Below are 20,682 nucleotides of genomic sequence, written 5' to 3' on the forward strand. Positions count from 1 at the left end.
GGGCTTTGCAGGTGGTAAAGATTGAACAGTGCGTCACGCCCCCCACGCCAGCAGGATCGGGTGTGCATTTTGCGTTGGACGGCGGAAATTTTTCCTGCTATCGGCCTTTTCACGATTTGAGGAACGCCTGCCTGATGTTCATTTCCAGAAACCCGCGACGACGCTGATGCTCCCGAACGCCGAAGGCGTGTTCGAGACCCATCAATCCGTCCAACCGGTTTCTGCCATCATGTACAAGCACGATCTCGTCTACCTCACCGAAGACGCGTCCCACGACGCCGCCATCGAACATATCAATGAAGAAGCCTTCGGTCCGGGCCGCTTCGCGCGGGCGGCCGCGCGTATCCGCGAGCAGGGGCCGCACGACCTGTCGCTCTCCTTCATCTGCGCTGACGACGGCGAGACGATCGCCTCCGTGCGCATGACGCCGGTGCTGGCCGGCACGGTGAAGGGACATCTTCTTGGCCCGCTTGCCGTTCGACCCTCGCACAAAAACATAGGTATCGGCCGAGAACTGGTGCGGATCGCGGTGGAAGCTGCGCGGCGCAAGGGTTCGGAAGCCGTCATCCTCGTCGGCGATCCGCCCTATTACGGTCCGCTCGGCTTCGAGAAGGTGGCCTATAACGCGCTTGCCTTTCCAGGTCCCGTCGATCCCGGCCGGGTGCTGGTCGTTCCGATCGCCGAGGGTGTGCACGAGCGGCTGAAAGGCATAATCGCCTGGCGCGGATGATCAGAGATTTTTCCGGAGGAAGCTGCGGGTGCGGCCTTCCGGGAAATCCTCAAGCTCGCCGAAGATTTCATAACCCTGGCGCAGATAGGCGCGGAGAGCCTGCGGGTTGAAGGTATCGATCCAGGCGCCACGACATCCTCGCGCCTTGGCCTCGTCTTCCGCTTTTGCGAGGATCCTGCCGGCTATGCCCGTTCCGCGCAGCGTATCGGGGATGTAAAGCATTTGGGTGAAGAGCCAGCCCCAGGCAGTAAATCCCGACAGGCCGCCGGTCACCTTGCCGTCGGTATCGCGGACGAGGACGGCGAGCGGCTGGCGGTCCGAAGGGCCGACATCGCTGTTATTGAAGGCCGAGAGTGCATCGGTGATGGCCGCGAGCTCCACAGCCGAAGGCGATGCCGTAAGCTCGAATTCCGGCATGCGACTATCGCCCTTCGCGCCACCACATGGCGCCGAAAGCGAGCAGCAGGATGCCGACGCCGGCGAAGCCGGCAAAGAGCGGCAACGTGTTGATTCCCTTCAGGACCGTTTCGTTGGTCATGCGGATCATCATACGCTCGTTGTCGGAGACGCGGATCTGGCCGCGCACCGGCAGGATCGGCGGAACGCTGATCGCGCCCTTTTCGCTGGCGACACGGGTCACGAGACCTTTGCTCCTGTCAACGACAGGCTTCAGCACATCGGTCGTCGAGATCATTGCCTTGAATTCCGGCGCATCGACGGCGCCGATGTGCACAAGCGTCGATAACTTGCCGTTACGGATTTCAAAGAGGCCGACCTCGTACATGCGTTTCTCGGCCTTGTAGAGCCCGGGTTCCGTCTGGGTGAGTGGCAAGGTTTCGGTCTTACCGGAGGGATAACGCACGGTGGCGTTACCGGGATTGTCGCCGATTGTCTGGCGGGTGACTTCAAGGGTTCGGCCGGAGGCGCGCGCCGTCAAGGCTTCTTCCTCGAGCGCCGGTTCCTTCATCAGCCAATGAGCGATGCGGCGATACAGCGAGACATTTGGACCGCCGCCTTCGAAGCCGCGCGCCCAGAGCCAGCCCTGATCTGAAAGCAGCATGGCGACGCGGCCTTGGCCGGCGCGGTTCAGCACCAGCAGCGGATGGTTGTCGGCGCCAACCATGATCGTTTCGCCCTGCGGCCGTTCGACATCGACGCTGCGGAACCAGCGGCCCCAATGCGGCGGGTCCTCGCCGGAGCCGTCCAAGCCGCGCGTGACCGGATGCTTGCGCCCTTCCTCGGAGAGGCGAGGATAGAAGGCCTTTTCGATCATCCGGCCAGTCGGCTCTGCCGGCAGCACGGAGGCGAGCGGCGTCATCGCGATCGACTCTGGGCTCGCATGTTCCGGACCGGCGGCGATCAGCAGCGCGCCGCCGTTCTCCACGTATTGCGCGATGTTGTCATAATAAAGCATCGGCAGCACGTTGGCGCGGTCCTGATAGCGGTCGAAGATGATCAGGTCGAAATCCTTGATCTTGTCGATGAACAGTTCACGCGTCGGGAAGGCGATCAGCGACAGCTCGTTGATCGGCGTGCCGTCCTGCTTTTCCGGCGGACGCAGAATGGTGAAGTGAACGAGATCGACCGAGGCGTCGGATTTCAGGAGGTTGCGCCAAGCGCGCTCGCCGGCATGCGGCTCGCCGGAGACGAGCAGGACGCGCAGATTCTGGCGAATGCCGTCGATGACGTGGACGGCGCGGTTGTTGGCGGTGGTGACTTCGCCGGGAAGCGCGGCGACGGAAAATTCGAGCACGTTGCTGCCGCCAGCCGGCACCTTGAAGGAGAAAGGCGTATCCTGGCCGGGCGTTGCCTGCAAGGTAGCGATCTCGTCGCCGTTCAGCTTCACCGTGACGTCGGCCGTGCCGCCGGGGCTCGGACCATCGTCGAAGACGCGCAGGACGACCTGCTGCTCCTCGTTGACGATGCCGAAGCGCGGTCCCTTGATGACTTCGATGCGACGGTCGAATTCTTTAGGCTTGCCGGTGACGAGACCATGGATCGGCGCATCGAAGCCGAGCGCCTGATTGGCGGCAGGGACATCATGGACTTCGCCGTCTGTCAGCATGATGGCGCCGCCGATGCGGGCGGATGGGACGTCGGCGATGTTGGCTGCCAGCGCGTCGAACAGGCGGGTGGACGGAACGTCGGAGTTGACGTCGCCTTCGACATCGACGAACCGGGGTTCTATCTGGGGGAAGCGGGCAAGCTGCCCTTTCAACGCCGCAAGCGCGTCATCGGTCATCTTCATGCGCTCGGGCGTCTGCTGGCTCTGGCTCCGGTCGACGATGACGGGGACGATCGTCGACAGCTGATCTCGATCCTCCTGCAGCAGTACGGGATTGGCAAGGGCGGTCAGCAGGGCGAGGGCGGCCAGTGTCCTGATCCAGGCGCCGCGAATGCCGCGCCAGATCGCAAAGGTGGCGATAAGAGCGCTGACGACGGCCAGTGCGGCCAGAATCGGCCAGGGCAGGAAGGGTGAGAAATCGAAGGTCATCTCATTGCCCTAACCGTTCGAGGAGGTCGGGAACATGAACCTGGTCCGTCTTGTAGTTGCCGGTCAGCATGTACATCATGATGTTGACGCCGGCCCGGTAGGCATATTCACGCTGCCCTTCATCCGAGGGCACGGTCGGCAGTATCGGCGTGCCGTTTTCGTCGACTGCCCAGGCGCCGGCGAAATCGTTGCCGGTGATCAGGATCGGCGAAACCCCGTCGGCCGTCGCCGCCGATTTTTCGGTCGTTTCGCGGCCACCTTGGCGGGCTTCGATCCAAAGCGGGCTGCCGGCATAGCGGCCGGGAAAGCTCGACAGGAGATAGAAGGATTTCGTCAGCACGTGATCCGATGGAACCGGTTCGAGCGGCGGTATATCGAGATTGGCGAGGATTTCCTGCAGCCGCTGGCCGTTAGCGCTGACATTGCCGCCATTGTCCAGAGCGCTGAGCTGGTCGCGCGTGTCAAAAAGCACGGTGCCGCCGTTGCGCATATAGGCGTCGATGCGGCTGATCGCGGCCGATGACGGCATGGGCGCCGTTGCCGAAACCGGCCAATAGATGATCGGGTAGAAGGTGAGTTCGTCCCTGGTGAGGTCAAGGCCGACGGGCGGCGCCGGCTCCAGCGTCGTGCGGAAGGTCAGGAACTGGGTCAAGCCCTCAAGGCCGCGCTCGGATATATTGTCGACTTCCTGCTCGCCGGTGACGACATAGGCGAGATGCGTGTTGTCAAGCCTCTCCAGAATGAGGTCGTCATCGGGCCGGGAGTCGTTGGCGTGAAGTGTGCCGGGCTGCAGCAGGAAGCCTGCGCCGAGTACGACGGCGATCACGCCCACGGCGCGAGCGGCCGGGCGCAATCGCGAGAAAGCGCCGTTCATGAAGAGGACGATCAGGCTGTCGGCGAGCAGCAGCAGAAAGGCGACCAGGAAAAGAGCCGGCTTTGCCGACCAGCTTTCGCCACCGATCAAGCCTTCGCGCACGGCGTTGGTTCCAGCGGTATCGAGCGGCGTCAGTTCGGCGTTCTCGGGCAGCACGTTCAATGAGGTGAAACCATCTTCCGAACCGTAGAGGCCGGGCGGATTGTCGAAATTCGCCGTCGGTTCGGCTCCGGCCCTGGGGATCAGAGGTCGCGCCGAGCCAGTCTCGGAAACGAGCACACCCTTGGCCGTCAGCATGCGGTAGGGCGGAAGGGTCTCGGAGACACGCGCGCTGCTGCGTGCCTCGGACGTCACACCGCCTGAGCGCGATATCTGCAGGAGGTGACGCAGCATATCGACGAAAGTGCCCGAGATCGGCAGATCGGACCAGGTCGCTTCCGCGGTGACGTGGAAGAGGACGATCTGGCCGGATGCCAGCTGCTTCATCGTCACCAGCGGCGTGCCGTCGGCGAGGCTGGCCCAGGTGCGTTCGGCAAGGTCGGGTGTCGGCTCGGCGAGCACCTGCCGTTTGACGACGACATCGGCGGGACGCGGTATGCCCGCGAAGGGGCCGATGCTCGGAAATTCGGCCAGCGATTGCGGTTCGCTCCAGGACAAGGTCCCGCCCAGCGCTCGTTCTCCCTGGCGTAGGATGACGGGAATGAGCGGATCGTCGGCAGGTGCCGCCGCCATGCGCGGGCCGGCGAAACGTAGGAGCATGCCACCATTCGATATCCAGCGTGTCAGAGGTTCGTAGGTCTCCTCCGGCAGGCGGCCGATATCGGCCATGATGATGATCGAAGGGTTGTTGGCGAGAAGCTTCGGTATGGCGACGGCCAGATCGGAATCGGTGGGCTGGATGAGATCCGCATAGGGCTGCAGCGCCCGCTGGATGTAGTAGAGCGGCGAGAGCAGCGGCTGGAATTCATCGGCTCCGGTGCCGGACAGGAGGACGACGCGGCGGCGCTTGAACGCGTCGTCGAGAAGGTGGACCGCGCCTGCCGTCGCGCCGTTGTCGACGCTGATGCGGGCGAAATCGTTGCGCATCTCGAAGGGAGCGGTGATCGAACTCGTGGCAACGCTCTGGCCGGGACGGAAATCCACCCTGCCGTTGGCGATCGAGCGGCCTTGGGCATCGACGGCGTTCAGCGCCACTGATGCGGGGCGCGAACTGTCGAGCCGTGTGACCTTTACGGTCATGGCGTCGGCCGCATTGCTGGCCGCGGTGACGGCAACCGTCTTCGTGGCATCGCCCTCGATCAGGCGCAGATCGGCGGGCTGGAGCTCGGCGAGCCTGCGCACCGTCGGATCATCGGCCTTGGCGGCGGCGCCGTCGGTCAGGAAGGCGAGAGTGCCGGGCTTGACGCCATTGAGCGCCGCGCGCAGCGCTTGGAAAGCGCGCTCGCGATCGGGAACCAGCGGCCGCGGCTCGGCAGCCCGCAGCTTGTCGCGGGCGCTGGCTGCGGTGCCGGGCACGGCATCGTTGGTCGGATCGGCGGTGAAGGCGATCGCTACCGGCGTGCCGGCGGATTCGGCATCGTCCACCAGCGCGTCGGCGGTCTGGACTCGGCGCTCCCAATCGGGTGCTGCCGCCCAGCTGTTGTCAACGAAGAGGACGAGCGGGCCGCCCGATGCCAGAGAATTGGTGCGCGGATTGAAGACCGGATCGGCAATCGCAAGGATGATGATGGCAGCGAGCAGCATGCGCAGCAGCGTCAGCCACCAGGGGCTTTGCGCCGGCGTTTCCTCGCGCTTCAGCACCGACGCAAGGATCTTCAGCGGCGGAAAGACCTCCGTTTTCGGACGTGGCGGCGTCAGCCGCAACAGCCACCAGATGACCGGCAAGGCGATGAGGGCGCCGAGAATGGCGGGATAGGCGAAAGCGAAGGGGAGGGCGTTCATAGCAGCCCTCCATGCGTTGCCTTGGCCGGCATGCCGGAGAGGTACATGTGGACCGCGACCAGCGCCTCCGAGGCAAGATGATCGGTCCGGTGGGTCGTAAAGGTCCAGCCGAGATGGCGCAGCGACTGGCCGAGGCTCTCCCTGCGGGCGAGGTAGGCGTTGCGATAGGTCTCGCGGATGTGTTCGGCGCGGCCGGAGATGAGCTTGGCCCCCGTCTCCGGATCAATGAATTCGGTGCGGCCGCTATAGGGAAAGATCTCTTCGGCGGGGTCCGATATCTCGACCACGTGGCCGTGCAGGCCGCGGCGGGCAAGCGGACCGAGCCGCTCCATGATAACAGGAGCGTCGTCGAGGAAATCGCCGATGAGCACGAGGTCGCTCCAGCCGCGGATCATTCCCGTTTCCGGCAGTCCGCCGGTCAGCGGCGCGTGCATGAGCGCGGCTGCGAGGCGTTCGGCGGCATTGCGGGTGGAGGCAGGTTCCATGATGCCGGGGCAGCCGATGCGTTCGCCGGAGCGGGCAAGGATTTCGGCAAGCGCCAGCATGACGACCAGCGCCCGGCTTTCCTTGGAGACGCTGCCGTAGCTCGACTTGTACATCATCGAGGGCGACATGTCGCACCAGAGCCAGATGGTGTGCGCTGCTTCCCATTCGCGCTCGCGCACATAAGTATGGTCGTCGCGGGCAGAGCGGCGCCAATCGATGCGCGACAGGCTCTCGCCCTCTGCATAGGGCCGGAACTGCCAGAAATTCTCGCCGATGCCGCGTTTGCGACGGCCGTGCCAGCCGGCGATCACCGTATTGGCGATGCGCTTGGCTTCCACCAGGCAGTCCGGCATCAGGGAGGCCCGCTGCCTGGCGCGGGAGAGGGCATCGCTGCCTGACGTCGGGTTGACGGTCTGTCCGATAGATGCCACGCGTCCGGCTTCCTTATCCCTTCGCCTGCCTGACCAGGCCGGCAATGACGTCGCGCACCGACATGCCTTCGGCGCGGGCGGCGAAGGTCAGCGCCATGCGGTGCTGAAGAATGGGTTCGGCAAGCGCGAAGATATCATCGAGGGACGGGGCGAGGCGGCCCTCGTAGAGCGCGCGGGCGCGCGCGCAGAGCATCATCGCCTGGCCGGCGCGCGGGCCCGGACCCCAGGCGACGTTCTTGTCGGTCGAGGCATTCCCCTGACCGGGGCGGGCGGAGCGCACCAGCGAAAGGATGGCGTCGACGACCGTCTCGCTCACCGGCATCTGGCGCACCAGGGCCTGGATTTCGATCAGCCGTTGCGCATCGATGACGGCTTCTGGCCGGGTTTCGCCGAGGCCTGTGGTCTCGAGCAGGATCTGTCGCTCGGCGGCGAGCTCGGGATAGTTGACGTCGACCTGCAGCAGGAAGCGGTCGAGCTGGGCCTCGGGCAGAGGATAGGTGCCTTCCTGCTCCAGGGGGTTCTGGGTGGCGAGCACATGGAAGGGAGCCGGCAGGTCATAGCGCTGGCCGGCGATGGTGATGTGATATTCCTGCATCGCCTGCAGAAGCGCCGACTGAGTGCGCGGCGAGGCGCGGTTGATTTCGTCGGCCATCAGGAGCTGGGCGAAGACCGGGCCTTTGACGAAACGGAAGGAACGGCGGCCGCTGTCGTCCTGATCCATCACCTCCGACCCCAGAATATCGGAAGGCATCAGGTCTGGCGTGAACTGGACGCGGTTGGCAGCAAGGCCGAGCACCTCGCCGAGTGTCGTCACCAGGCGGGTCTTGGCAAGGCCGGGGACGCCGACGAGCAGGGCATGGCCGCCTGATAGCACGGCGAGGATGGTGTTCTCGACGACGCTCTCCTGACCGAAGATCACTTTGGAGACTTCCCCGCGGATGGCAGCGATATCGGAGAGCGCCCTTTCGGCGGCGGCGACGATCGCCTTTTCATCGAGGCTGGCTTCGGTCTTCATCATACCCACGGGCATCTCCAACGGCTGAAATCATTCGGCAGCGAATCGGCGGACTTATACATCTGCCTCATACTCGATAGAGTTATGGAGATGCGACGGGCTGACAAGTTCGTTACGAATGACTATCTCGTGACTTCACTTCGTTAAGGACAAACCGGGACGGAAGAATGGCAGCCGAAGAAATCAGCGGACAGGCGGATGCGGCGGGGCTTGCCGCGCTGATTTCGCGCGCGTCGCAGGAAACCGCCGGCAAAAAACGAGGATTGCCCCCGGTCGAACGGTGGAATCCGCCCTTCTGCGGGGATATCGACATGGAGATCAGGGCCGACGGCACCTGGTTCTACATGGGCACGCCGATCGGCCGGCCGGCGCTGGTGCGGCTTTTTTCGACGGTGTTGCGCAAGGACGAGGACGAAAAGACCTACCTCGTAACTCCTGTGGAAAAGGTCGGGATCAGGGTCGTGGACGCGCCGTTCGTCGCCGTGGAGATGAGCGTGACGGAGCGGGAGGGCAAACAGGTACTGACATTCCGCACCAATGTCGGTGATGTCGTGGAGGCGGGAGGAGGGCATCGGCTGCGCTTTGCCATTGCGGGCGGCAATGCCGAACTGAAACCCTATCTGCATGTGCGCGGGCGGCTGGAGGCGCTGGTGTCGCGTGCGGTGATGTATGAACTGGCGGCACTCGGCGAGACGCTCGACGTGGAGGGGCGGGCGATGTTTGCGGTCCGCTCCGCCGGCGAGGTCTTTCCCGTCATGCCGGCCGACGAACTGGATGCGCTTTCCCGATGAACGATGCGATCACCCAACGTTATCCGCTGTTCTCAGCAGCTGAATTCCGCCGCCGTGCGCTCGATCAGAATGGCGGGCCGGTGGACCATGCCTGGCGTGATCACGGCGACCATATCCTCAACCCCGATATCGTGGAGGAGATTGCGACCTTCAAGCTGCGCGATGCCGCCGTGCTCGTGCCCGTCGTCGACGACGGCGAGGAAGCGCGGGTGATCTTCACCAAGCGCACGGCGACGCTGCGCAAACATTCCGGTCAGATCGCCTTTCCCGGCGGCTCGATCGATCCGGCCGATATCTCGCCCGAAATGGCGGCGATCCGCGAGACGGAGGAGGAAATCGGCCTGCCCGGTTCCTTCGTCGAGACAGTCGGCAGGCTGCCGAATTATCTCGCTTCGACAGGCTTCCGCATCACGCCCGTGCTCGGCGTCGTCAAGCGGGGTTTCGCGCTGACGCCGAACCCGGCCGAGGTGGACGAGGTGTTCGAGGTGCCGCTCTCCTTCCTGATGAATCCGGCCAATCATAACCGCGACAGGCGCGTGATCGACGGCATCGACCGGCATTTCTACCGCATGCCCTATGAAACCAGAATGATCTGGGGCATCACCGCCGGCATCGTCCGCACGCTCTACGAAAGGCTTTACGCATGACCGGCATTGCCGACCAGGCATGGTTCCGCGATCCGGCGCTCGCCCGGGTCCTGGCACTTCTCAATACCGATGACGGGGAAGGACGGGTGGTTGGCGGCGCGGTGCGCAACAGCCTGATGGGCCTGCCGGTCAGCGATATCGACATCGCCACGACGCTGGCGCCCGAAATTGTCATGGAGCGGGCAGCAGTGGCTGGCATCAAGGCGGTGCCGACAGGGCTGCAGCACGGCACGGTGACGCTCGTCATCGACGGCAAGCCCTTCGAGGTGACGACCCTTCGTACCGATGTCGAGACCGACGGACGCCGCGCCAAGGTCGCTTTCAGCACCGATTGGAAGGCCGATGCCGAACGGCGCGACCTGACGATCAACGCGCTCTATGCCGATGCCAAGGGCGAGGTGGTGGATCTCGTCGGCGGGCTTGCGGACATCGAGACGCGCAAAATCCGCTTCATCGGCGATGCGGCAAGGCGTATCGCCGAGGACTATCTGCGCATCCTGCGCTTCTTCCGCTTCTTCGCCTATTACGGTTCCGGGCGGCCGGATCCCGAGGGTCTGAAAGCCTGTGCTGCGGCGCGTTCGAAACTGAAGACGCTCTCGGCCGAGCGCGTCTGGTCGGAGCTTAGAAAGCTGCTTGGTGCCGGCGATCCCGGCCGGGCGCTGCTCTGGATGCGGCAGGTGGCGGTGCTGACGGAAATCCTGCCGGAATCGGAGCGGTGGGGGATCGATGCAATCCCTTCTCTCGTTGCCACCGAAAAGGCGCTCGGCTGGACGCCCGATCCGCTGCTGCGCCTTGCGGCGATCGTGCCGCCCGATGCGGCGCGGCTCACGGCGCTTGCGGCCCGGCTGAAGCTCTCGAATGCGGAAGCCGCCACCCTGACGGCCTGGGCGAAAGCGGAACCGGTCAATGACGAGATATCGCCGGCCGCCTTCGAGCGACTGCTTTACCGCAACGGCGCGGACGGTATCACGACGCGGCTGAAGTTGGCGCTCGGCGTTGCGCGCGGCAAGGCCGAAGGCGATCTTGGCGAAATGGCGCGCTCCGCGCGGCTCGGCAAGCTCCTGGATCAGGCCGTGAACTGGAAGAAGCCGCAATTTCCTCTAAATGGCGGCGATGTGATTGCGGCGGGCATCGCATCCGGTCCCCGCGTCGGGCAACTGCTTGCGGTGCTGGAAAACCAGTGGGTAGAGGAGAATTTCGCCGCTGACCGGCCAGCACTGCTCGCCCGGCTGCAGGAACGCATCCAATAGGGATTATACGCCGCATCGGGTGGATGCGGCGCTGTCATAGTCGTCGCTGCCAGGACGCGGGCACCCGCTCTCAGGCGGCGGTGGCCTCGTCGCGGATGCGTGCCTTGATGTTGTCAACCATGTTTTCGCGTATGATCGTTTCGCCGTGAGCAATCTTCAGGTGCTCAACGGCGCGGCGAACCACTTCTGCGTCATTATCCGCCCGGGTGTGCCAGGCGCAGCCGGGAACGAGCGTGCCACATTCGAAAAGTCGCATGGTTTTCTCCTCTGTCTGGAACGCAACGGCCATCGCGTTCTCACGCGATTGATGAAATGTACGTGCGAAGAGAAGGTTCCGGCCGGCAGGAGGTGGCGACCGGAGAAGGTGTTCAGTCGGGCATCGCCCAGGCTTTGAAAGTATCCGAGAGATGGCCGGGCGTGTTGCTGTTGGCTGCGTCGTTCTGCAGATCCTCCGGCGACTTTCCGCCGGCCAGTTGCAGCTTGACCTGCTCGATGAAGCAGCACAGCGGCAGATCGGAGCCACTCTTGGCCCGCAGTTTCTCGGCAATGCGGATAAGGAACTCGGGTGTGTCGATTGCACGGAATGTTTCCTGGACATCCGTGGACGCAGGCGAGCCGCTTTCTGTCGTCATGACAATCCTCCTCCGATTGTTACGCACGTACATATAAAGTTAGGACTCACTGAATTTTTATGAAGGTCCCTCAGTTCGAATAATCGATGAGATTTTACAGTCTCACGGCCAGCGCACGACAGGCGGCAGCGAGGAGAGAATGGATTCGACGTTGCCGCCGGTCTTCAGGCCGAAGATCGTGCCGCGATCATACAGCAGATTGAATTCGACGTAGCGGCCCCGGCGGATCAATTGTTCGTCACGATCGGCCTCCGTCCACAACTTGTTGAAGTTGGAGCGAACGATCTTCGGATAGACCATGGCGAAAGCCCTGCCGACATCGCGCGTGAAGGCGAAATCGGCGTCCCAGCCGCCGGCTTCTTCGCTCGAATGCAGCCAATCGAAGAAGATGCCGCCGATGCCGCGGGGCTCGTTGCGATGCTTGAGGAAAAAATAGTCGTCGCACCAGCCCTTGTAGGCATCGTAATCGGCGACGGCATGGTTTCGGCAGGCGATTTCCATGGCTTTGTGGAAGAGCTGGCTGTCCTCATCCTCCTGGGTGCGGCGGCGCGACAGCACCGGCGTCAGATCGGCGCCGCCGCCGAACCAGCGGCTTGTTGTGACCACCATGCGGGTGTTCATATGCACCGTGGGAACATTGGGGTTGACGGGATGAGCGATCAGCGAAATGCCCGAGGCCCAGAAACGCGGATCGTCCTTGGCACCCGGTATCTGGGTGCGAAAGTCCGGTGAGAATTCGCCGTGAACGGTAGAGGTGTGGACGCCGACCTTCTCGAACACGCGGCCTTCCATCATCGACATGCGGCCACCGCCGCCGGCGCCTTCTTCACGCGACCAGTCCTTGGCGACGAAGCGGCCGGGCTCCTGATCGGACAAGGGGCCTTGCAGTTCGTCTTCGAGGGCTTCGAAGGAGGCGCAGATCGTATCGCGCAGTCCTTCGAACCAGTTGCGGGCGGCCGCCTTCTTCTCTTCGATATCCGCAGGCAAGCCGATCGGCAGTTCCGGTCTTTCCATGTCACGCCTCCGCGGCCGGCATCCGTTCAGGATGCGACTCGCTCATTCCCTGTTGCCCGCCACATCTAGCAGGTGGCGCCGCCTCTCGCCAAGGCTGCGGCCGGGGCATCGAGATTCGACTCGCAAAGCAAGGGTTTCGATACTATCTTTTCGGCAGAGGTAGGGTTGATGGCAAAAATTCCAGGACCTCCGTCCTTCGACGGCCTGAAACGCAGAATGGCGAGACACCGGGCGGAAAATCCTGCCCGCAAGAAAGACCATTTCGTGCGTGAGACATATTGCCTCGGCCTCCTCGATGCCCGCGCCAAGGCGCGCGAATGGTTCGACGAATATCCGAAAGCGGCCTATTGGACCGAGGTCGAAAGCTGGCGTCAGCTCGACGGCGACCAGATCGAATTCACCATGCGCCGTCTGCCTTCGGCCGACTGACCGTCACTCCGCGACAGCACGCACGCGGCTTTCGATCAGAAGGCCGCTTTCATCCAGGATCGGATGCGCCACCGAGACGATGTGGGCGTTGATCCTCTTCAGGTCACGCAGCATATCGAGATGCAGCGAGCTTGTCTGCAGACTGTCGGCGCGTCCGTCACGCAGGCGCTCCAGGTGGTGTTCGGCCGACTGTTTCTCCATGCGCCGGACCTCTACCTTTGTCTCCATCATCTGACGCGCAAGATTGAAATCGCGAGTGACGAAGATCGTCTGGGCGACACGAAGATTGTCGATCGTCAGGTCGAACAGCTTACGCAATTCCTGATGACCGTCGTCGGAAAACCTGAGCCCGAGCGAGATCTTCTTCGATATCTGCTCCAGCAAGCCTTTCTCGATGATATCGCCCATATGTTCGAGATTGATGGCATAATCGATGATAACGATCGAACGGCGGGCGTTCTCGTCGCTGAGCCCCTCGCGGCCGAGCTTCGAGAGATAGACCTTCACCGCCTGCTGCAGCTTGTCGACACGCTCTTCGAGGATCGCGATTTCGGAAAGCTTGGAAGAGTCATTGCCTTCGAAGGCCTCGGAGACTCGGATCAGCATGCGCTCGATGATGTCGCCGATGCCGAGCACTTCGCGGGTGGCGCTGGTCAAAGCAATGACGGGCGTCGAAAGCTCATGGGCGTCCAGATATTTCGGAGCCGTGTCCGGCTCGGCCTGATCCGGAACCAGTCGGGTCATCAGCGTGGCGAGCGGCCTCGAAAAGGGCCAGGCGAGGGCGGCGAGCAGAACATTGAAAAGCAGATGCGCATCGACTGGGAGCTTTGACGGTCCGAAGGGCAGCACCTGAATGAATTCCGCGCCGTAGCCCGCGAGCGGCAGGGCGATGATGCAGCCGAGCGCACGGACGGCGAGATTGCCGAACGTGACGCGTCGCGCCGAAACCGGCCCGGACATCGTCGCGACGACGGGCGGTATCGCGCCGCCGAGATTGGCGCCGAGCACGAGCACGATGACGAGTTCGGCAGAGATCAAGCCGGCCGAGGCGAGCGACAGGATGAGCACCACCACAGCCAGACTGGACGATGAGACGAAGGCGAGCGCTGCCGAGAAAAGGAGCGCCACGGGCAGAGCGCCATCCAGCAGACTGATGAAAGCGGCGAGAGCGGGGGAGGCGCGCATCGGCTCCGTCGCAAGGCTCAGGAGATGCAGCGACAACAGCATCAGGCCGATCCCGATCAGCGCTGCGCCGCCGCCTTGGCGGGTGCTGGAGCGGCCGCGGTAAAGCACGATGCCGGAGAGGATCAGGAGCGGTGAGAGCCATTCGATGCCTGTCGCGACGATCCATGCAGTGATCGCCGTGCCGACATTGGCGCCGAGCAGGACGAGCTGGGCCATGCGCGGATTGATCAGATCACGTTCGACGAAGGAGGCGGTCATCAGCGCTGTTGCCGTCGAGCTCTGCAGCGCGACGGTCGCGACAAGTCCCGACAGGAATGAGCGAAGGCCGCCGCGCGTGCCGGTCGCCAGCCCCGTTCTCAGCCGGGCGCCGAAGGCCCTGGACACGCCGTCCTTCACCTGCGCGAGGCCGAACAGCAGCAGCGCCACGGCTCCGAACAGGTTGATCATGATGATCGTAGAATCCATTTTCTTGTTTTATTCTGCTTTCGTCAGTCTAAGGGCGTCGGCCTGATGGCCAATCTTCCCAAGTTATTGAAATTGTGAAAATCGTGCGGGGGTTTTGATTGTCCGGCTAATGAATATACGCCGGTTTGATCGATTGACAATGTCGATTTCCGACACTTGTTGATATATTCGGCAATCCGTTCAGACAGCCGCCGATCAAGCCCAGACGGTTTGGCGCATCGCCTCGCCGACGATCATGGCCGCCGAGACTGCGACATTGATCGACCGCTGGCCTTCGACCATCGGAACGAGGATGCGGGCGTCGGCTCTCTCGTGCACGTGATCCGGCACGCCGGCGCTTTCGCGCCCAAACAGCAGGACATCATCCGGGCGGAAGGCGAAGTCGGTGTAGCGGTCGGCGGCCTTGGTCGAGGCGAGGATCAGGCGCCGGCCTGATGTGGCGCGCCAGGCCTCGAAGCGGTCCCAGCTGACGTGGCGGGTCAGCGCCGCGGCGGCGATATAATCCATGCCCGATCGTTTCAGGTTGCGGTCGGAGACGTCGAAGCCGGCGGGCTCGATCAGATCCACGGCAAAGCCGAGGCAGGCTGCAAGGCGCAGGATCGTGCCGGTATTGCCGGGAATGTCCGGCTGATAGAGTGCCAGTCTGAGGTTCGCCATGTATGCGCCGCTTGTTCGTTTAGACGCGGGGAGGCCTAATACAACTGTGATTTCGGCGCAATAGGACGCGGTTTGGCCCTAAAACGCGCTATTTGCGCCAGTTCAGGTCTGGAAGTTTCGCACTTTTCGCGTTATGCATGCACATCTTCGAACGCCAGCAGGGAGGGCCTCATGAATATTTTGCTCATTTCGCGCTTTCCTGCCGTGATGCCGATCAAGGCGACATGGCACCGCTAGAGCGGGCTTCTTTCTAAAACTTCCCTTTTGATCCATTGTGCGGCTGTTTCAGCCTCGCCCCTTGAACGTCCGGTTCCCATATGTGCTTGCATGCGCCGGGATGGCGCGAAGCCGGGAGCCGGAACGGTGATGTTTCGGAGCAATTTCATGTTTGGCTGGTTCGAGCAGCGACTCAATCCCTTTCCGAGCGAGGAGCCCGTCGCCCCCCCGAAAGGTCTCTTTGCCTTCTGCTGGCATTACAGCAAGCCGGCAGCGCCGTGGCTCGGCCTGATGGCAGTGCTGACGTCGCTGATCGCCATCGGCGAAGTGGCGCTCTTCCAGTTCCTTGGCGACATCGTCGACTGGCTGACCAATGCCGATCGCGCCACCTTCCTGCAGACGGAAGGCCACAAGCTGTTCTGGATGGCGGCTCTGGTGCTGGTCGGCTTGCCGCTGGCGGCAGGGCTCGATTCCCTCATCATGCACCAGATGCTGCTCGGCAATTATCCGATGATGGCGCGCTGGCAGATGCACCGCTTCCTGCTGCGCCACAGCATGACCTTCTTCGCCAACGAGTTTGCCGGGCGTGTCGCGACCAAGGTGATGCAGACCTCGCTTGCGGTGCGCGAAACGGTGATGAAGATCCTCGACGTCTTCGTCTATGTCGTCAGCTATTTCCTGACGATGATCATCGTGATTGCCGCGGCCGACTGGCGGCTGATGATCCCGATTCTCATCTGGCTCGCAGTCTATGTCAGCATCGTCTCTTACTTCGTGCCCCGGCTTCGCAAGATCGCGGCCCAGCAGGCGGATGCGCGCTCGATGATGACGGGCCGCGTGGTCGACAGCTATACGAACATCGCAACCGTCAAGCTGTTCTCGCATGCGGGACGCGAGGAGATCTATGCCAAACAGGGCATGGACGAGTTCCTGCAGACCGTGCACAAGCAGATGCGAAAGGTGACGCTGTTCCATATCAGCGTCTACCTGAACAACTGCGTCGCGCTCTTTGTCGTCTCGGGCCTGTCGATCTGGTTTTGGCTGAACGGGGCGATCTCGGTCGGAGCGATCGCCATCGCCATCGGTCTTGCCATGCGCGTCAACGGCATGTCGCAGTGGATCATGTGGGAAGTCTCGGCGCTGTTCGAGAATATCGGCACGGTCTATGACGGCATGGAGATGATGAGCAAGCAGCACGACATCATCGACCAGCCGAATGCGCCCGCAATGACGGCCAAGAAGGGGGCGATCCATTACGATCGCATTCGCTTCCACTATGGCAAGGGCAAGGGTGTCATCGACAATCTGTCGCTTGACATCAAGGCAGGCGAGAAGGTGGGTCTGGTCGGTCGTTCCGGCGCCGGCAAGACGACGCTGATGAACCTGCTGCTGCGCTTCTATGACCTGGAGGCCGGCCGCATCACGATCGACGGGCAGGATATATCAGGCGTCTCGCAGGAGAGCCTGCGTTCGCTGATCGGCGTGGTGACGCAGGACACCTCGCTGCTGCACCGTTCGATCCGCGACAACATCGCCTATGGCCGGCCGGAGGCCACCGACGCCGAAGTGATCGAAGCGGCCAAACGCGCCAATGCCTGGGAGTTCATCGAAGGGCTCGTTGACATGCAGGGCCGCCAGGGGCTCGACGCGCAGGTCGGCGAGCGCGGCGTCAAGCTCTCAGGTGGTCAGCGGCAGCGGATCGCGATCGCCCGCGTCTTCCTAAAGGATGCGCCGATCCTCGTGCTCGACGAGGCAACCTCGGCACTCGATTCCGAAGTCGAGGCGGCGATCCAAGAAAACCTCTTCGCCCTGATGGAGGGCAAGACGGTGATCGCGATCGCCCACCGGCTTTCGACGCTGACGGAGATGGACCGGCTGATCGTGCTCGACAAGGGGCGGATCGTCGAGGCCGGTTCGCACGCCGAACTGATCGGAAGCGGCGGCATCTACGCCGACCTCTGGAACCGCCAGTCCGGCGGCTTCCTCTCCGATCATGCCGAAGAGGCGGAAGAGGCCGCGGAATAAGAATCGACCCTCCCGGCGTGAGCGGGGAGGGCATTTTCATGATTTCGATGATTTGTGCTCGCGAGACGATTGTCGAAGACCGGATGCGCTCGTGCCGGCGTTCTTTTCAAAGACTGTCGGCCCAGTCGATCACGCGGTCATGTCCGACGACGACGATGCTGTTGGCGGCCGCGATCGTGCGCAGCGCCACGATGCGGCGGCGCTCCTCGCTGTCGAGCCAGGCGGCGATAGCCTCGATGACGATCTCGTCGCGCGGCAACGCCAGGTCGAGAGCCAGGGCATCCAACCTTTCTGCAAGCGGAAGCGGAATATGCGCATCGAGCATTTTCGTTTCCATGACGTCTCTCCGGTTAAGCGCGATCCTATCGTCAGATTGTGACGGGTTCGGGGGCAATCAATGGCGATGCCGCCGATGTTATCGTCTATTACCAAAATATAAGGTTGCGTCCGCTTTTCATTCCCTTTGCCACTCCCCTCAATCCGCCTATATCGCTTGCATGTTTCTGCGACCCCTCTTCCGCCTGTTTGAAACCTGGATCGATCCGTTCCGCCGGCGCGACGACTTGCAGCCGCCGCGCGCTACGCTCGGTTTCATCTGGTTCTACATCGGCCAGGCGAAGATGCCGTTCATCGCCATGCTCATTCTCGGCGGCACGTCGGCGGCAATCGAGGCCGCACTCTTCTGGTTCGTCGGACGCCTCGTCGATATTCTCGCTAGTATTGCGCCCGGCGCCGGCTGGAGCGGTCTTATCGCGGCCCATGGCGGCGAGCTGTTCGGCATGCTCGCTCTCATCGGGCTCGTGCGCTTCGTCGTTGCCTTCCTGATTGCCCTCGTCGATCAGCAGGTGATCACGCCGGGCTTCTACAATCTAGCACGTTGGCAATCTTATCTCCATGTCTCAAGGCAATCATTGTCGTTCTTTCAGAGCGATTTCTCCGGGCGTATCGTCACCAAGGTCTGGTCGGCCGGCCAGGCAACCGGGGATCTCGTCACCTCGTTGATGGAAAGCGTCTGGTTTGTCGGAATTTATGCGGTAACGACGCTGGTGCTCGTCGCCAGGCTGGACTTTACGCTCGCCGCCGTCGTGCTGTTCTGGCTTGGCGCCTTCAGCCTGCTTGCCCGCCACTTCGTCCCACGGATCCGCCATCACTCGCGCGAAACGGCGGAGGCCGGATCGATGCTGAACGGCCGGATGGTCGACGCCTATAGCAATATGCAGACGCTGAAGCTGTTCGCGCGCGATGAAGAGAGCGACCGCTACATGCGCCAAGGTTTCGATATCTATCAGGACACGGTGATGCGCTTCACGCGGTTCATTACCGGTGTGAGGGCCTCCATGGCGCTGCTCTCCGGCCTGATGATCGTGACGATGGCGGGCTTGAGCGTCGATCTCTGGCTGCGCGGCCTCGTCAGCTCGGGCGCGGTGGCGTTCTCGCTGGCGCTGGTGCTCCGGCTGAATTTCCTGCTCGGCAGGCTGATGACGCAGTTCAACGGCATCATGCGCAATCTCGGCACCATTCAGAACGCCGCCGAACTGATTTCGCAGCCGCTCGGGCTCGTCGATCGGCCGGATGCGAAGAGCCTGGTGATCCGCCAGCCCGGCGTCCGCTTTGACAATGTCTCCTTCCGCTACGGCAAGGGTCAGCAGCCCGTCGTCGAGAATTTCTCCCTGACCATCCGCCCGGGCGAGAAGGTCGGGATCGTCGGGCGTTCGGGCGCCGGCAAATCAACGCTGATGAATCTGCTGCTGCGCCTCTATGACATCCAGGACGGCCACATCTTGGTCGACGGTCAGGATATATCGGCCGTGACCCAGGAATCGCTGCGGATGCAGATCGGCGTCGTCAGCCAGGATACGTCGCTGCTGCACCGTTCCGTGCGCGACAATATCCTGTTCGGACGACCGGATGCCGGCGAGGAGCGGCTGGTCGACGCGGCCCGACGCGCCGAAGCTGTGGACTTCATTGCGCGCCTGCAGGATCAGCAGGGCCGTAGAGGTTTCGATGCGCATGTCGGCGAACGCGGCGTCAAACTATCGGGCGGGCAGCGGCAGCGCATCGCCATCGCGCGAGTCATGCTGAAGGACGCGCCGATCCTGGTTCTCGACGAAGCGACGTCGGCGCTCGATTCGGAAGTGGAGGAAGCGATCCAGTCCAATCTCCATCGGATCATGGAGGGAAAGACAGTGCTCGCAATCGCCCACCGGCTTTCGACGATCGCCGCGCTCGACCGGCTGATCGTCGTCGACCTTGGCCGGATTATCGAGGAGGGCAGCCACGACGAGCTGCTTCGCCGCGGCGGGCTCTATGCGGAACTCTGGGCACGCCAGTCCGGCGGATTTCTCGCGTCCGACGAGGATGCAGGCTCAAGGATCGAGGACGAATTCCGCCATGAGGCCAAAATGGTTTGATCCGAAACTGTTCTCGATGCGGCGGACCGATTTCAGCCGCAGGGGCGCTTTGCTGAAGACGTGATCGATCGAAATGCCGAGCGGGCCGGCGGCGATCGGCCATGTCGCAGGCTCCAGCGATGCGGTGCCCAAGCCTTGGCTGCGCATGAGATACTGCACATCCGGCGCCAGAATCGACGTATTGAAATCACCAGCAAGCACGAGCGGTCCCGGCAGCGAAGAGATAATCTCGGCGAGATCTTCGACTTCCAGGCCGTGGAATTCGTCATAATAAGGTTTGGTCAGGTGCGCGGCGAGCAAGTTGACCTTCTGGCCGTCGAAATCGATCGTCGAGATCGTCAGCCGGTTGCGCCACAGCAGGCCGAGGCTGCGGATGCGAGGTTCGATCAGCGGGCGCTTCGACAGGACGAGCGTATCGCATTGCTCCATGCCGACGCCGCAGCCGACGTAATAGGGGTATGTCTTCAGCAGTCGCGGCAATTCGGACAATACCGGTTCGGCCTCGAGGATGTTGACGACGTCGGCGCCGGATCCGATCGCCATGTCGGCGATATCAGCGCCGTTTGCGAAATTGTCATTCTCTATATTGAAGGACATCAGCTTGAAGAGAGCAGGGCGGCTCTCGTCTACCTTAGGCTCGACGAATTCACGCGCCATCACGATGCCGTGGACGGCGAGAACCATCGATGCGCCAAGTGTCAGCAGCGCGTACCAATGGCGCTTGAAGAGGAGGGCTATGCCGGAGGCCACTGCTGCGGCCGCTGCCAGATGGATCTGGAAGCTATAAAAAAGAGAAAGCAGATAGAAATCTTTGGCATAGCGCAGCGAGATGATAGCGAGAACGAGGGTTGTGAGAACGCTCATTACGCAAAAGATCGTGTCTCTCATCCGCTCGGGTCCGGCTGGCTGGCATCGTTGCGGTTGCGCCTAACACGGTGGCTTTTGTGTTGCAATGCAACATAAGGGCAAGCGGGTGTTTGCCGTAAAAA

The 20,682-nt window shown here is 62.6% G+C and carries 19 protein-coding genes; 7 read left to right on the forward strand and 12 right to left on the reverse strand.

What is annotated here, in order from left to right:
- Nucleotides 1-166 precede the first annotated feature (166 nt).
- Entirely contained in the window at nt 167-730 is a 564-nt protein-coding gene (locus HJC04_RS20575) for a GNAT family N-acetyltransferase (RefSeq protein ID WP_210630442.1), read from the forward strand.
- Here HJC04_RS20575 and HJC04_RS20580 read toward each other — a convergent pair whose 3' ends face one another.
- The 5 genes from HJC04_RS20580 to HJC04_RS20600 are packed head-to-tail and all read right to left on the reverse strand — an operon-like array spanning nt 731 to nt 7,980.
- Nucleotides 731-1,147 carry a GNAT family N-acetyltransferase gene (locus tag HJC04_RS20580; protein ID WP_210630443.1) on the reverse strand — a complete coding sequence of 139 codons (417 nt, stop codon included), beginning with the start codon at nt 1,145-1,147 and terminating at the stop codon, nt 731-733.
- Nucleotides 1,148-1,151: 4 nt separating this feature from the next.
- A complete protein-coding gene (locus HJC04_RS20585) occupies nt 1,152-3,224 on the reverse strand; it encodes a hypothetical protein (protein WP_221146956.1) in 2,073 nt (690 codons plus the stop codon).
- A gap of 1 nt (nt 3,225) precedes the next feature.
- Nucleotides 3,226-6,039: a DUF4159 domain-containing protein gene (locus HJC04_RS20590; protein ID WP_221146957.1), complete on the reverse strand. Its 2,814-nt coding sequence runs from the start codon at nt 6,037-6,039 to the stop codon at nt 3,226-3,228.
- Nucleotides 6,036-6,956 (reverse strand): DUF58 domain-containing protein, encoded by a 921-nt coding sequence (locus HJC04_RS20595; RefSeq protein ID WP_210630446.1) that lies wholly within the window; start codon nt 6,954-6,956, stop codon nt 6,036-6,038. The genes HJC04_RS20590 and HJC04_RS20595 overlap by 4 nt, the downstream gene beginning before the upstream one ends.
- 13 nt (nt 6,957-6,969) lie before the next feature.
- Complete coding sequence (locus HJC04_RS20600; RefSeq protein ID WP_210630447.1) at nt 6,970-7,980, reverse strand: MoxR family ATPase; 1,011 nt, start codon at nt 7,978-7,980, stop codon at nt 6,970-6,972.
- Between the two features lie 158 nt (nt 7,981-8,138).
- Here HJC04_RS20600 and HJC04_RS20605 point away from each other — a divergent pair, with 158 nt between their 5' ends.
- Genes HJC04_RS20605 through HJC04_RS20615 form a run of 3 tightly spaced genes read left to right on the forward strand, consistent with a single transcriptional unit; the run spans nt 8,139 to nt 10,659 of the window.
- Entirely contained in the window at nt 8,139-8,762 is a 624-nt protein-coding gene (locus HJC04_RS20605) for a DUF1285 domain-containing protein (protein WP_221146958.1), read from the forward strand.
- On the forward strand, nt 8,759-9,409 hold the full coding sequence (locus tag HJC04_RS20610) for a CoA pyrophosphatase (protein ID WP_210630449.1): 651 nt from the start codon (nt 8,759-8,761) through the stop codon (nt 9,407-9,409). The genes HJC04_RS20605 and HJC04_RS20610 overlap by 4 nt, the downstream gene beginning before the upstream one ends.
- On the forward strand, nt 9,406-10,659 hold the full coding sequence (locus HJC04_RS20615; RefSeq protein WP_221146959.1) for a CCA tRNA nucleotidyltransferase: 1,254 nt from the start codon (nt 9,406-9,408) through the stop codon (nt 10,657-10,659). Before HJC04_RS20610 ends, HJC04_RS20615 begins: the two co-directional genes overlap by 4 nt.
- Before the next feature lie 70 nt (nt 10,660-10,729).
- On the opposite strand, the gene HJC04_RS20620 is transcribed toward HJC04_RS20615, so the two are convergent.
- The 3 genes from HJC04_RS20620 to hemF form a co-directional block, all read right to left on the reverse strand.
- Entirely contained in the window at nt 10,730-10,915 is a 186-nt protein-coding gene (locus tag HJC04_RS20620) for a DUF1059 domain-containing protein (RefSeq protein WP_221146999.1), read from the reverse strand.
- Nucleotides 10,916-11,027: 112 nt separating this feature from the next.
- Nucleotides 11,028-11,291, reverse strand: coding sequence for a hypothetical protein (locus HJC04_RS20625; protein WP_221146960.1), 264 nt, complete (start codon nt 11,289-11,291; stop codon nt 11,028-11,030).
- A gap of 102 nt (nt 11,292-11,393) precedes the next feature.
- Nucleotides 11,394-12,305 (reverse strand): oxygen-dependent coproporphyrinogen oxidase, encoded by a 912-nt coding sequence (gene hemF, locus HJC04_RS20630; RefSeq protein WP_210630452.1) that lies wholly within the window; start codon nt 12,303-12,305, stop codon nt 11,394-11,396.
- Between the two features lie 168 nt (nt 12,306-12,473).
- Here hemF and HJC04_RS20635 point away from each other — a divergent pair, with 168 nt between their 5' ends.
- Entirely contained in the window at nt 12,474-12,734 is a 261-nt protein-coding gene (locus tag HJC04_RS20635; RefSeq protein ID WP_064804101.1) for a hypothetical protein, read from the forward strand.
- A gap of 3 nt (nt 12,735-12,737) precedes the next feature.
- On the opposite strand, the gene HJC04_RS20640 is transcribed toward HJC04_RS20635, so the two are convergent.
- Nucleotides 12,738-14,384 carry a Na/Pi cotransporter family protein gene (locus HJC04_RS20640; protein ID WP_210630453.1) on the reverse strand — a complete coding sequence of 549 codons (1,647 nt, stop codon included), beginning with the start codon at nt 14,382-14,384 and terminating at the stop codon, nt 12,738-12,740.
- A 195-nt stretch (nt 14,385-14,579) separates the two neighbouring features.
- Nucleotides 14,580-15,041 carry a tRNA (cytidine(34)-2'-O)-methyltransferase gene (locus tag HJC04_RS20645; protein ID WP_210630454.1) on the reverse strand — a complete coding sequence of 154 codons (462 nt, stop codon included), beginning with the start codon at nt 15,039-15,041 and terminating at the stop codon, nt 14,580-14,582.
- A gap of 384 nt (nt 15,042-15,425) precedes the next feature.
- On the opposite strand from HJC04_RS20645, the gene HJC04_RS20650 reads away from it, so the two are divergent.
- On the forward strand, nt 15,426-17,282 hold the full coding sequence (locus tag HJC04_RS20650) for an ABC transporter ATP-binding protein (protein ID WP_221146961.1): 1,857 nt from the start codon (nt 15,426-15,428) through the stop codon (nt 17,280-17,282).
- 106 nt (nt 17,283-17,388) lie between these two features.
- Here the strand turns inward: HJC04_RS20650 and HJC04_RS20655 are convergent, their stop codons facing one another.
- Nucleotides 17,389-17,619 (reverse strand): CopG family transcriptional regulator, encoded by a 231-nt coding sequence (locus tag HJC04_RS20655; protein WP_210630456.1) that lies wholly within the window; start codon nt 17,617-17,619, stop codon nt 17,389-17,391.
- A gap of 160 nt (nt 17,620-17,779) precedes the next feature.
- Here HJC04_RS20655 and HJC04_RS20660 point away from each other — a divergent pair, with 160 nt between their 5' ends.
- Nucleotides 17,780-19,693: an ABC transporter ATP-binding protein gene (locus HJC04_RS20660; RefSeq protein WP_210630457.1), complete on the forward strand. Its 1,914-nt coding sequence runs from the start codon at nt 17,780-17,782 to the stop codon at nt 19,691-19,693.
- On the opposite strand, the gene HJC04_RS20665 is transcribed toward HJC04_RS20660, so the two are convergent.
- The gene (locus HJC04_RS20665; protein ID WP_210630458.1) at nt 19,649-20,581 is read right to left on the reverse strand and encodes an endonuclease/exonuclease/phosphatase family protein; all 933 of its coding nucleotides are present in this window, start codon (nt 20,579-20,581) and stop codon (nt 19,649-19,651) included. The two genes, HJC04_RS20660 and HJC04_RS20665, sit on opposite strands and share 45 nt — an antisense overlap.
- Nucleotides 20,582-20,682: the final 101 nt, after the last annotated feature.

Origin of the sequence: Rhizobium sp. NLR8a, assembly GCF_019685235.1 — a bacterium.
GTDB lineage: Bacteria > Pseudomonadota > Alphaproteobacteria > Rhizobiales > Rhizobiaceae > Rhizobium.